Here is a 13,285-nt window from a genome sequence, read left to right on the forward strand (position 1 = left end):
AGGGACTCTGCTGACGATGCAATGCTGGAGCGGGCTGTCATCTCCTTCCCAAGGCCTGCGGCCTTGCCGGGGGTGACAAGCACCGTCTCCAATCATCAAAATTCTATGCCCTGCTGGGCCTTCACGCCGGCGGCGAAGTGATGCTTCACCAGCGTCATCTCGGTCACCAGGTCGGCGGCTTCGATCATCTCCGGCTTGGCGTTCCGGCCGGTGACGACGACATGCAGGTCCGGCCGGCGCGCCTTCAGGGTTTCCACCACCTCGGTGAGGTCGAGATAGTCGTAGCGCAGGGCGATGTTGATCTCGTCGAGCACCAGAAGGCGGATGGCGGGATCCGTCAGCATGGCCTTGGCCGCTTCCCAGGCCCGCCCGGCGGCAGCGACGTCGCGCTCGCGGTCCTGGGTCTCCCAGGTGAAGCCCTCGCCCATGCTCTTCCAGGTCACCAGGTCGTCGAAGCGCTCCAGCGCCTTGCGTTCGCCGGTCGACCAGGCCCCCTTGATGAACTGCACCACGCCGATGCGCCAGCCATGGCCGAGCGCGCGCATGATCAGCCCGAAGGCGGCTGTGGACTTGCCCTTGCCGGGGCCGGTATTGACGATCAGGAGGCCTTTTTCGGTGATGGTCTTGGAAGCGACTTCGGCATCCTGCACGGCCTTGCGCTTTTCCATCTTCGCCTTGTGGCGGGCAGCATCGTCGGTCATGTCAGCTTCCAATTACTTCACTACCATCGGCAGGCCTGCGACCATGAAGATCACCCGGTCGGCGATGTCAGCGATCCGTTGATTGAGCCGGCCCTGCTCGTCCCGGAAGGCCCGGCCGAGGGCATTGTCCGGCACGATGGAGAGGCCCACCTCGTTGGTCACCATCACCACCGGGCCGGATACGGCCTCGAGCGCTTCCTGCAGCGCGAGAAAGGCGGATTTGAGGTCATGGCCGCCCAGCATGAGATTGGTGAGCCAGAGCGTCAGGCAGTCGACGAGCACGGGCCCCCGTGTTGCCGCGAGAGCTTCCGGCAAGGCGAGAGGCGCATCGACCGTATGCCAGTTGGCGTCGCGCCGGGCCTGGTGCTCGCCGATGCGCTCACGCATCTCGTCGTCGAAGGCCTGCGCGGTGGCGATATAGGTCCAGGGGGCGGGATGGGCCGATATCAGGCTCTCCGCATGCCGGCTCTTGCCGGAACGCGCACCGCCGAGGACCAGAGTGAGTCGGGCAGAGGACATGGCGCCTTCCTGCCGGGTCTCGGGCAGGAAGGCAAGGGGAGCGCGGACTTACAAAGTTCACGGGCGATAATTCAAGGGTTGAGCGAGACGGTCGTGTTGGAGATGAGGCTCGGCGCGCAAGTCTCCTCGCCCCGTAAGAACGGAGCGAAGGGGGGCTGGCGTCGCACTTCTCGCTTAAACCGAGCGCCTATGGACTTTTAAAGTCCGCGCTCTGAACAATCTCACACCGGCCCCCATTTGAGGTCGGTGTTCTTGACCGGCAGGCTGCGGATGCGCTTGCCGGTGGCGGCGAAGATCGCGTTGCAGACAGCCGGAGCGATCGGCGGCGTGCCGGGCTCGCCGATGCCGCCCCATTTCTTGCCGCCGCTGAGAACGAGATGGGTCTCGATCGGCGGTGTATCGGCCAGGCGGGCGACCTGATAGTCGTCGAAATTGCCCTGCACCACCGCGCCCTTTTCGATGGTGATCTCGCCGAACAGCGCGGCAGACAGGCCATAGACCACCGCGCTCTCGATCTGCATCTCCACGGTGAGCGGATTGACGACATGGCCGCAATCGACGGCCGCCACCACGCGCTGGACCTTCACCTCGCCCTTGGGGCTGACGGCGAGCTCCACCACTTCGCCGACGATGGTGCCGAAGGATTCGTGGATGGCGATGCCGCGCCCCCGGCCCTTGGGCAGCGGCTTGCCCCAGTCGCTCTTCTCGGCCAGCGTATCGAGTACGGCGAGAAAATCCGGCTTGCCCTCGAGCAGCTTGCGCCTGAAGCGATAGGGATCCTGGCCGGCGGCCAGCGCCATTTCATCGATGAAGCTCTCCAGGGCGAAGGCATTCTGGGACGAGCCGACCGAGCGCCAGAACATCACCGGCACATGGGTGTTCTTGAGGATGCAGTCGATCTGGGCCGCGCCGGTGCGGTAGGGCATGTTGGCGAGGCCCTCGACGGCGGAGGGTTCGACGCCGTTCTCCACCTTGCCCCAGCCGAGCGAGCGCTGGATGGAGCCGACGGCGGTGCGGACATGGATCGCTGCCGGCAGGCCGTCCTCGCCGAGGGATGCCTGGAAGCGGATGGCAGCCTGGGGGCGATAGCGGTCGTGGCGCATATCCTCCTCGCGCGTCCACACCAGCTTGACCGGCTTGCCCACCGCCTTCGACACCGTCACTGCCTGCACGAGCTCGTCGTTGACGGCGCGCCGGCCGAAGCCGCCGCCGAGAAAGCAGTTGTGGATTTCCACCGCGGAGGGCGCGACGCCTGCCGCCTTGGCGGCGAGCTGGAGCGCCATGTCGGGGTTCTGCGTGCCCATCCAGACCTCGACCTTGCCGTCATGGACATGGGCGGTGCAATTGAGCGGCTCCATCGGCGCATGGGCCAGATGCGGCGCCTGATAGAGGGCCTCCACACGCTTGCCGCCGGCAAGGGCGGCGTCGACGTCACCCTCCTTGCGCGCCGTGACGGCGGGGCCGTCGAGGGCGGCGACATAGTCGGCATCGAAGCGCTTGCTGTCCGTGTCGGCGGCCGAGCCCTCGTCCCATGTCACGGGCAAGGCGAGCGCCGCTTCCTTGGCGCGCCAGAACCGGTCCGCTACCACGGCGAGGCCGCCCTCGATCGGCACCACGGCCAGGATGCCGCGCCGGCCCTTGATGGCGGCCTCGTCATAGGATTTCACACGGCCGCCAAAGACGGGACAGGTGACCACAGCGGCATAGACCATATCAGGCAGGCGGATATCGATGCCGAATTTCGCCGCCCCCGTCAGCTTGGGCGGCGTATCCAGGCGCGCCAGCGGCTTGCCGATCAGCGTGAACTGCTCGGGCGTCTTGATCGTCGGCTCCCTGGCCAGTGCGACCTTGGCGGCCTCGCCGGCCAGTTCCCCGAAGCGCAAGCTGCGGTTGCTCGCCTTGTGCAGCACCTTGCCGGCATCGACGCTGCAGCTTTCGGCGGGCACCTGCCAGCGCGCGGCGGCGGCCTGCACCAGCCTTTCGCGGGCATTGGCGCCGGCGGCCTGCAGGAATTCGCGCGAGCGGCGCACGGCGCCGGAGCCGCCGGTGCCCATACGCTTGTAGACGGTGTTCTCGCGCAAATTCCGGCTGGCCGAGGCGTATTCGGGCCTCACCTTGGCCCAGTCGCAGCCGAGTTCCTCGGCAACGATCATCGGCAGGGCCGTGAAGATGCCCTCGCCCATTTCCGATTGCGCCACCCGGATGATCACGGTGTCGTCGGGCTCGATCAGGATCCAGGCATTGATCTCGCCTTCGGTGGCCGTGCCGGCCCAGGGCTGGTCGGCAATGGTCAGAGCCTGCGCGGCATCGGGGATGAAGCCGCCGATCATCAGGCCGCCGGCGGCCGAGAGGCCGATGGCCAGGAAGCTGCGCCGGCTCAGGGCGGTCGAGGAGCGGTCGATCGCGTTCATGGCCTCACCCCTTCATCAGTTCGGCGGCGCGATGGATCGCCGCGCGAATGCGCGGATAGGTGCCGCAGCGGCAGATATTGGTGATGCCATTGTCGATATCGGCGTCGGTCGGGGCGGGCGTATCCTTCAGGAAGGCGACGGCAGCCATGATCTGGCCCGACTGGCAATAGCCGCATTGCGGCACGTCCTCGGCCAGCCAGGCCTGCTGGACCGGATGCTTGCCATCCGCCGACAGGCCCTCGATCGTGGTGATGGTGGCGCCGTCGACGTCACCGACCTGAGTCTGGCAGGAACGGATGGCGGCACCATTCACATGGACGGTGCAGGCGCCGCATTGGGCGATGCCGCAGCCGAACTTGGTACCGGTGAGGCCGAGTTCATCGCGCAGGACCCAGAGCAGAGGGGTTTCCGGCTCGATGTCGAGCTGGTGGGCGGTCGAATTGACGGTGATGGCAACCATGGGCGAGCCTTCCAGCGGCTGATGCCGGGCAGAAGATCCGGGCCCATCGGCGTCGGCCTTCTGGTGGGCGATTGCGGGAAGGCCAAATTGTGGCGGCAATCATGGCGCCGGGGTGACAGGTAACGCAGACGTGAGAGTTTGTGCAGTGGGAAGCGATCGAGAAACACCGTCGTCGAGAGTGACCAAAATGAGCGGATCATGAAGATGCGAACGAAGACCACAGTCGTCGCTACAACTGCGCTGACGTTTCCTCCGCCATTGCGAGCGCAGCGAAGCAATCCAGTTTTGGTAAAGCGCGTCGCTCATGGCTCCTGGATTGCTTCGCTGCGCTCGCAATGACGCAAGCCCAATGTCCCTGCCAAATCACGACCATAGTGTCAGCTGGCCGCGGCCTATTGCTTGAACCAGATCTTGCTGTAGCCGAGCGCGTCGCCGGCGATGGCGACCAGGACGCCGATCGAGACGAGAATGAGGCCGATCATGAAGAGGCGCACGATGCGGCGATAGACCGGCACCTCCAGTGATTTGACCGAGAGCATGCCGGCCAGCGCCCAGACCTGGAAGACGATGCCGCCTCCGATGAAAGCGACGGCTGCGAGGTCCTCCGGGATCCAGCTTCCCGGCTGGGAGGCCCAGTTGTTGAGGAAGCCGAGCGAGAAGGCGAGCACAACGCCGATGGCCGTCACCGAACCGCCGCGGAAGATGACGTCGATCTTTTGCGGCTCCGGCACTGTCGGCGGCGACTTCTCTTCAAGCATGGCAATCTCGTTCGTGCGGGCGGCGTTGCCGCTCTTTATGCCGGATTTTGCGCGCGCTTTGGAAGCGGGAACATTGACAAGCCCGCCCGCGCGCGCCTTATGTCAGCCACGATCGGTCTCTCGTTAAGAGAGAAGAGGGAATGCGGTGCGGAAGAAGAGGGGCCGGTCCAGGCTGCCTTGGATGCCAAAGCCGCGGCTGCCCCCGCAACTGTAAGCGGCAAGCGTCCCGCCATGAAGCCACTGGGCAACCGGGAAGGCGGCGGGAGGCGATGAGCCGCGAGCCAGGAGACCTGCCGGTCGCACTGTTGTCACCGGTCCGGGCGGGGCGCCTCGGAGGCCGGTTCCGTCTTCCCGGACGACCACCGGCTCTGCCGTCGGTCCCGCGCCCTCCATCCGCTCCGGCGGCGATGAACAGGGCCGATGCCACAAACACCTCTCCCAGTCCGGCTGCTCGTTTGCGTGACCTGCAGGCGCGAGGGCGATGATCCCGAGGCGCCGCGCCAGGGTGCCCGGCTGCGCGATGCACTCGCCGGCAGGCTGCCCGAAGGCGTCGAGCTGCAGCCGGTCGAGTGCCTGGGCAATTGCAAGCGGTCCTGCACGGTGGCTTTGTCGGCGCCCGGTACCTGGACCTATGTCTTCGGCGATCTCACCGCCGAGAGCGGCCCCGACATCCTCACGGGGATCGATCTCCTGACCCATTCCAGCGATGGCCTGATGCCCTGGCGCGGCCGTCCCGACGTCTTCAAGCGCAGCATGATCGCGCGCATCCCACCCTTGCCCATTCAGGAGGTTCTTTACCCTCCCCTGGAGGGGGAGGGTCGGCCCCCAGGGCCGGGGTGGGGTGAAAATACGCCGGCCCCGATGGAAAAAGCAGCAAGCCCACGCGAAGAAGTCACCCCACCCCGAGGCTTCGCCTCGACCCTCCCCCTCCAGGGGAGGGTAGTGAAGCCCACCCTCAAGGACGCCGCCGAATGAACGCCCCCGTGAAACCAGAGACTGCGAAAGTTCCCTGCACCATCGTCACCGGCTTTCTCGGAGCCGGCAAGACCACGCTGATCCGCAACCTGCTGGCCACCGCCAATGGCCGCAGGCTGGCGCTGATCGTCAACGAATTCGGCGATGTCGGCGTCGATGGCGACATCCTGAAGTCCTGCGGCATCGAGAGCTGCCCGGAAGATGCGATCGTCGAGCTCGCCAATGGCTGTATCTGCTGCACCGTGGCCGACGATTTCGTGCCGGCGCTGGAGACGCTCCTGGCGCGCCCGAATGCGCCCGAGCACATCGTGATCGAGACCTCAGGCCTCGCTCTGCCCAAGCCGCTGGTCAAGGCCTTCAACTGGCCGGCGATCCGCTCGCGCGTCACCGTGGACGGCGTCATCGCCGTGGTCGACGGCGCTGCGGTTGCGGCCGGCCGCTTCGCCGACGATCCGGAAGAGCTGAAGCGCCAGGCCGAGGGCGATGCTTCCCTCGACCACGACAACCCGCTCGAGGAGGTCTATGAGGACCAGCTCCTCTGCGCCGACCTGGTCGTGCTCAACAAGGCCGATCTCCTCTCCGCCGGCGAGGCCGACGGCGTGGAGAAGGACATCGAGAAGACCGTGCCGCGCGCCGTCAAGGTGGTGCGCACCTCCGAGGGCCGCATCGATGCGGCCGTGCTGCTCGGGCTCGGGGCCGCGGCCGAGAACGATCTGGAGGCGCGTCCCTCCCATCACGACCACGAGGCCGAGCACGACCATGACGATTTCGACACCTTCGTCGTCGACCTGCCGGCCATCCGCGACGCCGATGCCTTGGTGCGCAAGCTGAAGGCTGCGGCCGAGGAGCATGACATCCTGCGCATCAAGGGCTTCGTCGCTGTCGACGGCAAGCCGATGCGCCTGCTGGTCCAGGGCGTCGGCGCCCGCTTCTCGCAACATTTCGACCGCGCCTGGGCGCCGGAGGAAACCCGTTCGAGCCGCCTCGTCATCATCGGCGAGAAGGGCATCGACCAGGCCGGCATCCGCAAGACGCTGGAGGGGTAAAGCGAAGATGAGATATACCTTGACGCCTGCCTGTTCGTCATGCCCGGGCTTGACCCGGGCATCCGGCTCCGACGCGAGCTGGTTTGCCGGGTCAAGCCCGGCAATGACAAGGTGGCGGGCGTTGTTCTTCGGTCCGGAACCATCCTGATGCATCTGCTGCCGGCCGATACGCGTTCGCTCGATGCCAGCGAGGCCGCCGTCGATCTCGGCCAGGCGCCGGGCGCGATCGTGTTCGCCTCGCTGACCGACAGCGACCTCGCTCTGGCCGCCGCGTCCGGCCTCGACGATCTGCGCCTGGCGCCGCTGCAGAAGCTGCGCCATCCGATGTCGACGGATCTCTACATCGATCAGACCGCCCGCCATGCCAGGGCGATCGTGGTGCGCCTGCTCGGCGGCCTCGATTATTGGCGCTATGGCGCGGAGGAACTGGCGGCGACGGCGCGAACCCATGGCATCGCGCTCGCCTTGATCCCCGGCGACGCCAGGCCGGACGGGCGCCTGTCCCAACTCTCCACCGTGCCGCAGGAGGCCCTGGACAAGCTCTCGCTCTATTGGCGCGAAGGCGGCCCCCGGAATGCCCGGGCCTCGCTGCTCTACGCCGCCAGGCTGGGCGGCCTCGATCTCGGCGAGCCGGAAGAGCCGGTCGCCGTGCCGAAATATGGGATGTTCGCGCCACACCCTCCCCTGGAGGGGGAGGGTCGGACCGTAGGTCCGGGGTGGGGTGGCGGCTCGACCTGCAAGGACGACATCTCCCCACCCCACCCCGAGGCTTCGCCTCGACCCTCCCCCTCCAGGGGAGGGTATGGGCGCGCCGTCATCGTCTTCTACCGCTCCATCCTGCTCTCGGCCGACACCGCCCCGATCGAGGCCCTGGCGCGGGCACTCGGTGCCGAGGGGCTCGCCGTGTCGGCCTTCTATGTCGGTTCGCTCAAGGACGGAGAAACCGCCGAATGGGTGCGCCGGCAGCTTGAGGCGCTCAAGCCGGCGGTGATCCTCAATGCCACTGCCTTCTCGGCCCTGGACGATGACGGCGCCTCGCCGCTCGACGTGGCCGGCTGCCCGGTCCTGCAGGTGATCACCTGCTCCTCGGCCGAAGAGGCCTGGGAGGCTTCGACCCGCGGGCTGTCGGCCAGCGACCTTGCCATGCATGTCGCGCTGCCGGAGCTCGACGGCCGCCTTTCGGCCGGCGTGATCTCCTTCAAGGCCGAACGCGAGGAGGGGGCCTTCACCCGCCTCGCCCATGCCCCGCATGACGGGCGCATCGCCGCCGTGGCCGCCAAGGCCGCTGCCTGGGCAAAGCTGGCTGCCAAGGCCCGGGCGGAGCGCAGGCTCGGCCTGATTCTCTCGAACTATCCAGGCGCCGAGGGCCGTCTCGCCCATGCCGTCGGCCTCGATGCGCCCGCCTCGGCCGTGGCGATCCTGGAGCAGCTGCGGGACGAGGGCTATGCGGTCGGAGACCAGCCGAAAAGCGGTGCCGATCTGCTGGAGCTGTTGGACCAATCTTCGTCGCTCCATCAGGAGATGGAACGGAACCGGCATGACGCGGGAGAAGATATCGATTCTTACCCTCCCCATCGAGAGGAGGGTAAAGAGCTTTCTCTCCCGCTCTCCGCTTATTCCAGCTGGCTCGACACCCTGCCCGCCGCCCTCCGCGACAGGCTCGCGGTCCAGTGGGGCGACCCATCGGCCGATCCCCTCTGCAACGACGGTGCCTTCCATTTCGCGGGGCATGTCTGCGGCAACGTCGCGGTGGCGGTGCAGCCCGACCGCGGTTCGGCCCTCGACCGCAAGGGCGACCATCATTCGCCCGATCTGCCGCCCCGCCATGCCTATCTCGCCTTCTATCTGTGGCTGCGCCAGGTTTTCGGCATCGACGCGATGATCCATCTGGGCACGCATGGCACGCTCGAATGGCTGCCCGGCAAGGCCGCCGCCCTCTCCGCCCAATGCTTTCCGGAGTTGGCCGCCGGTGCCGTGCCGGTGCTCTATCCCTTTATCGTCAACAATCCAGGCGAGGCGGCGCAGGCCAAGCGCCGGCTCGGCGCCGTCACCATCGGTCATCTCACCCCGCCCCTGCGGGAAGCCGGCCTTTCCGGCGCCGCCATCGAGGTCGAGCGCCTGATCGACGAATATGCCAGCGCCGACGGCCTTGACCAGCGTCGCATGGCCTATCTCAGGCGCGAGATCATCGAGCGGGCGATGGTTTCAGGTCTCACCGCCGAATGCGGCATCGCGCCGGGCTTGGACGAGGACGAGACGCTGGCGCGCCTCGACGCCTTCCTGTGCGACGTCAAGGAGTTGCAGATTCGCGACGGGCTGCATGTCTTCGGGCGGCGGCCGGAAGAGAGCGCCCACCTCCTCGATGTCCTGGCCGCCTCCTGCGGCGAGGAGGAGCGGCCGGTTTTGGCCTCGCGTCTCGACAGCTGCGGCGACAGCGAGATGGCCAGCCTTCTCGCCGGCCTCGACGGACGCTTCGTGCGGCCCGGCCCTGCCGGGGCGCCGACGCGTGGGCGCGCCGACGTGCTGCCGACCGGGCGAAACCTCACCACCCTCGATCCGCGCGCGGTTCCAACTCGTGCAGCCTACGCGATTGGATCGCGTGCGGCAGATGCCGTAATCCAGCGTTATCTTCAGGATCACGGCGATTATCCCAAAAATATCGTGCTCGACCTCTGGGGTTCGGCCACCATGCGCACCGGTGGCGACGATCTCGCCCAAGCCTTGGCGCTGCTGGGCGTCAGGCCGGTCTGGGACAACGGGTCCAACCGTGTCTCCGGCTTCGAGATCCTGCCACAGGCCCGGCTCGACCGGCCGCGCGTCGATGTGACCCTGCGCATCTCCGGACTGTTCCGAGACGTGTTCGCCCAGCAGATCACGCTGTTCGACGAAGCCGTCAGGGCTGTGGCAGCCCTCAACGAAAGCGCCGAATGGAACCCGCTCGCCGCCGCGGCGAAGGCGAGCGGCGAGCGTCCGTTGCGCATCTTCGGCGCGGCGCCATCGGCCTATGGCGCAGGCATCACCGATCGCATTGCGCGCGGAGCCTGGGATGTCAGGGCCGATCTCGGCCGCGATTATCTCGCCGCCAGCAGCCATGCCTATGGCGCCGGCATCGAGGGCGATGCCGTGCCGGCCATTTTCGCCGAGCGGGTCGCCTCCGCCGATGCCCACGTCCATGGCCAGGACCACCGCGAGATCGACATTCTCGATGACGTCACCTTCGCCGCCCATCAGGGCGGCTTTGCCGCCGCGCTGGAGGCGCTCGGGGCCAAGGCCGCACTCTATCACGCCGATCTTTCGGACCCGGACAAGCCCCGCCTGCGCAGCCTCGGCGAGGAGGTCGGCCGTCTCGTGCACGGCCGGGCCGCCAGCCGGCGCTGGATCGACGGCATGATGGTCCATGGCTATGCCGGCGCCGCCGAGATGGCCAATGCCATGGATTGCCTGTTCGCCTTTTCGGCGACGGCCGGCATCGTCACCAATGCCGCCTTCGACCGCATGCACGAAGCCTATGTCGAGGACGAGGAGGTCGCGGCCTTCCTCGCTTCAGCCAATCCGGCAGCGGGGCGGGCGATCCGGGCGAGACTGGCGGAGGCGATCCGTCGGGGCCTGTGGCAGCCGCGCCGCAATTCGGCGAGCCGCCTGCTCGATGAAACCGGGAGAGCGGCGTGAGCGGATCGTCGGGCCAGATCAAGGGCTGGTGCCCAGGGGCACTCAGGCCGATGCGTTCCGGGGACGGGCTGATCGTGCGCGTGCGCCTGACTGGCGGGGATCTCATCCCGGACCGCGCGGCCGCGCTGGCCGAGGCGGCCCGGCGCTTCGGCAACGGCCTTGTCGACCTGACCTCCCGTGCCAATCTGCAGATGCGCGGTGTCAGCGACGAGACCCTGCAACCGCTGCTCGACCGGCTTGCCGAGCTCTCCTTGCTCGATGCCAGTGCCGCCGCCGAACAGGTCCGCAACGTGATCGCGAGCCCGCTCGCGGGGCTCGATCCGAGCGCGCCGATCGACATACAGCCTTTGATCCGGGCGCTGGAGCTGAGGCTGATTGGAAACGAGCGTTTCCATTTTCTGCCGGCCAAGTTCGGTTTCCTGCTCGATGGCGGCGGCGTGCTGCCGCTCGACGGCGTCGAGGCCGATATTGCGCTGAGGGCCGAGGTCGATGGGCATTTCCGCCTGGAAGCCGGCGGGGAGACCCTCGGATGGGTGAGGGCGGAGGAGGCCCTGGAGGCTGCACTCGGTGTCGCCGAACGCTTCCTCGCCCTGCGCCAGCCCGACGAGAGCCGCATGCGCGATGTGGTAGGGCGGTTGTTGAACGAGGCGCAACAGCCTTCTCCACCAAGTGGGGAAGGTGGCCCGACGAAGTCGGGTCGGATGGGGTGTGGTCCGTTGGCAACGTCCTTTCCGGTTGGGGTGCTGCTAGCGGACCACACCCCATCCCCCGTTGCTTCGCAACGCCACCTTCCCCACTTGGTAAAGAAGGCAGCTGCGCCCTCCCGTCTTGCCGGTCCCCACCCCGCCGGCTTCTTCACCGCCGCGGCGCCTTTTGGGCGGCTCGACGCCGGCCAGCTCGAGGGCCTCGCGGCCATCGCGGCGCGGCATGGCGCGACTCTGCGCCTGACGCCCTGGCGCTCCATCCTGCTGGCGCCGCTTGCCGTCGACGTGACGACGCAAGTGTCGTCCCTCGGCCTCGTCGTCGACCCCGGCGACCCCCGGCTTGCCATTGCCGCTTGCCCCGGCAGCCCTTCTTGTCTATCCGGCGAAGCGCCGGCGCAGGCCGACGCCGCAAGGCTGGCGCCGGTGCTGGCCGGCTTCGTCGAAAGGGGAGCGAGCGTGCATGTCTCGGGCTGCGCCAAGGGCTGCGCGCGCCGCGCGCCGGCTTCCATCACGTTGGTGGGGCAGGGGGGACGCTACGGCATCGCCTTCGACGCCGACAGCAAGGCGCCGAGCGAGACGGAGCCGATGTCTTTGGGCGAATTGATGGCGTTTTTAACCAAGCGCCTGACTGAGAACAGTTTCAAGAGCAGTGACCATGTCTGAACGCGACTATATCCGTGACGGTGCCGAGATCTATCGCCGCTCCTTCGCGATGATCCGTGCCGAAAGCGACCTGTCGCGCTTCTCGGCCCTCGAGGCCCCCGTCGTCGTGCGCATCATCCATGCCTGCGGCATGGTCGAGGTCGCCGCCGATGTCGAGATGTCTGCTGACCTGGTGGCGAGCGCGCGCGCCGCGCTCAGGGCCGGCGCGCCCTTGCTGTGCGATTCGAAGATGGTCGCCAATGGCGTGACCCGTGCCCGCCTGCCGGCCGACAATGACGTGATCTGCACGCTGGACGATCCACGCACGCCCGAGCTCGCCCGCGAGATCGGCAACACCCGTACCGCCGCCGCCATGGAGCTCTGGCGCGAGCGCCTCGGCGGCGCCGTGGTCGCCATCGGCAATGCGCCCACCGCGCTCTACCATCTCATGGACATGATCGACAAAGGCGCTCCCAGGCCCGCCGCCATTCTCGGCATTCCCGTCGGCTTCGTCGGCGCCGCCGAATCCAAGGACGAGCTCAAGGCCTGGGGCAAGGTACCCTGGCTGATCGTGCGTGGCCGCAAGGGCGGCAGCGCCATGACCGCGGCGGCCATCAACGCGCTGGCGAGCGAAATCGAATGAGCGCCGGTCGTCTCTATGGCGTCGGCGTCGGCCCCGGCGATCCCGAACTGATGACCCTGAAGGCGGCGCGGCTCATCCGCTCGGCGCCCGTCGTCGCCTATTTCTGCAAGCAGGGGCAGCGCGGCCATGGCCGCACCATCATCGACGGCTTTCTGGCCGAGGATGTCATCGAGGAAAAGCTGGCCTATCCGATGACGACCGAAGTGCCCGCCGCCGATCCCGCCTATCATTCGGCGCTCGGCGGCTTCTATGACGAATCGGCGCGGCGGCTGGCCGGCCACCTCGATGCCGGCCGCGACGTCGTGGTGGTGTCGGAAGGCGATCCCTTCTTCTACGGTTCCTTCATGCCGATCTTCCATCGCCTGGCCTCCTCCTACGAGACCGAGGTGGTCGCCGGCGTCTCGGGCATGGCAGGCTGCTGGACACGGGCCCGCACTCCCATCACCTATGGCGACGACATCCTCACCGTGCTGCCGGCGACGCTGGACGCGGCAGCGCTCAAGCGCCATCTCGAACTCGCCGACGCGGCGGTGATCATGAAACTCGGCCGGCATTTTCCAAAAGTGCGAGCCGTGCTGGAAGAGCTGGGCCTCGCCGCCCGCACCGTCTATGTCGAGCGCGGCACCATGGCCGGCGAGAAGATCATGAAGCTGCCGCCGGCCGATTTCACCGGCGCGCCCTATTTCGCCATGCTGCTGGTGCCCGGCCAAGGACGGCTGCTGTGAGGAGGGCGCGTGACGGATCTCATACCCTCCCC

General features: G+C 67.5%; 11 protein-coding genes and 1 riboswitch. Of the genes, 6 read left to right on the forward strand and 5 right to left on the reverse strand.

The features are described from left to right. Positions 1 to 95: 95 nt before the first annotated feature. The 5 genes from cobO to C5L14_RS22525 form a co-directional block, all read right to left on the reverse strand. Positions 96 to 701 (reverse strand): cob(I)yrinic acid a,c-diamide adenosyltransferase, encoded by a 606-nt coding sequence (cobO, locus tag C5L14_RS22505; RefSeq protein WP_105864320.1) that lies wholly within the window; start codon positions 699 to 701, stop codon positions 96 to 98. A 12-nt stretch (positions 702 to 713) separates the two neighbouring features. Beyond that, a complete protein-coding gene (cobU, locus tag C5L14_RS22510; protein WP_105864321.1) occupies positions 714 to 1,220 on the reverse strand; it encodes a bifunctional adenosylcobinamide kinase/adenosylcobinamide-phosphate guanylyltransferase in 507 nt (168 codons plus the stop codon). Between the two features lie 221 nt (positions 1,221 to 1,441). Further along, positions 1,442 to 3,631 (reverse strand): xanthine dehydrogenase family protein molybdopterin-binding subunit, encoded by a 2,190-nt coding sequence (locus C5L14_RS22515; RefSeq protein WP_105864322.1) that lies wholly within the window; start codon positions 3,629 to 3,631, stop codon positions 1,442 to 1,444. 4 nt (positions 3,632 to 3,635) lie between these two features. Beyond that, complete coding sequence (locus C5L14_RS22520; RefSeq protein ID WP_105864323.1) at positions 3,636 to 4,091, reverse strand: (2Fe-2S)-binding protein; 456 nt, start codon at positions 4,089 to 4,091, stop codon at positions 3,636 to 3,638. A 392-nt stretch (positions 4,092 to 4,483) separates the two neighbouring features. Beyond that, positions 4,484 to 4,849: a hypothetical protein gene (locus C5L14_RS22525; protein WP_105864324.1), complete on the reverse strand. Its 366-nt coding sequence runs from the start codon at positions 4,847 to 4,849 to the stop codon at positions 4,484 to 4,486. Positions 4,850 to 4,945: 96 nt separating this feature from the next. After that, positions 4,946 to 5,161: riboswitch (cobalamin riboswitch) on the forward strand. 108 nt (positions 5,162 to 5,269) lie between these two features. On the opposite strand from C5L14_RS22525, the gene C5L14_RS22530 reads away from it, so the two are divergent. The 6 genes from C5L14_RS22530 to C5L14_RS22555 are packed head-to-tail and all read left to right on the forward strand — an operon-like array spanning position 5,270 to position 13,253. Beyond that, on the forward strand, positions 5,270 to 5,824 hold the full coding sequence (locus C5L14_RS22530) for a DUF1636 family protein (protein WP_105864325.1): 555 nt from the start codon (positions 5,270 to 5,272) through the stop codon (positions 5,822 to 5,824). 8 nt (positions 5,825 to 5,832) lie between these two features. Further along, a complete protein-coding gene (gene cobW, locus C5L14_RS22535) occupies positions 5,833 to 6,870 on the forward strand; it encodes a cobalamin biosynthesis protein CobW (protein ID WP_245443508.1) in 1,038 nt (345 codons plus the stop codon). A gap of 39 nt (positions 6,871 to 6,909) precedes the next feature. Further along, on the forward strand, positions 6,910 to 10,539 hold the full coding sequence (cobN, locus tag C5L14_RS22540) for a cobaltochelatase subunit CobN (protein WP_342588429.1): 3,630 nt from the start codon (positions 6,910 to 6,912) through the stop codon (positions 10,537 to 10,539). After that, entirely contained in the window at positions 10,536 to 11,906 is a 1,371-nt protein-coding gene (gene cobG, locus C5L14_RS22545; protein ID WP_146126998.1) for a precorrin-3B synthase, read from the forward strand. The genes cobN and cobG overlap by 4 nt, the downstream gene beginning before the upstream one ends. Further along, positions 11,899 to 12,528, forward strand: coding sequence for a precorrin-8X methylmutase (locus C5L14_RS22550; RefSeq protein ID WP_105864328.1), 630 nt, complete (start codon positions 11,899 to 11,901; stop codon positions 12,526 to 12,528). Before cobG ends, C5L14_RS22550 begins: the two co-directional genes overlap by 8 nt. After that, positions 12,525 to 13,253: a precorrin-2 C(20)-methyltransferase gene (locus C5L14_RS22555; RefSeq protein ID WP_105864329.1), complete on the forward strand. Its 729-nt coding sequence runs from the start codon at positions 12,525 to 12,527 to the stop codon at positions 13,251 to 13,253. Before C5L14_RS22550 ends, C5L14_RS22555 begins: the two co-directional genes overlap by 4 nt. Positions 13,254 to 13,285 lie beyond the last annotated feature (32 nt).

This window comes from Labrys okinawensis, assembly GCF_002982075.1.
Classification (GTDB): domain Bacteria; phylum Pseudomonadota; class Alphaproteobacteria; order Rhizobiales; family Labraceae; genus Labrys; species Labrys okinawensis_A.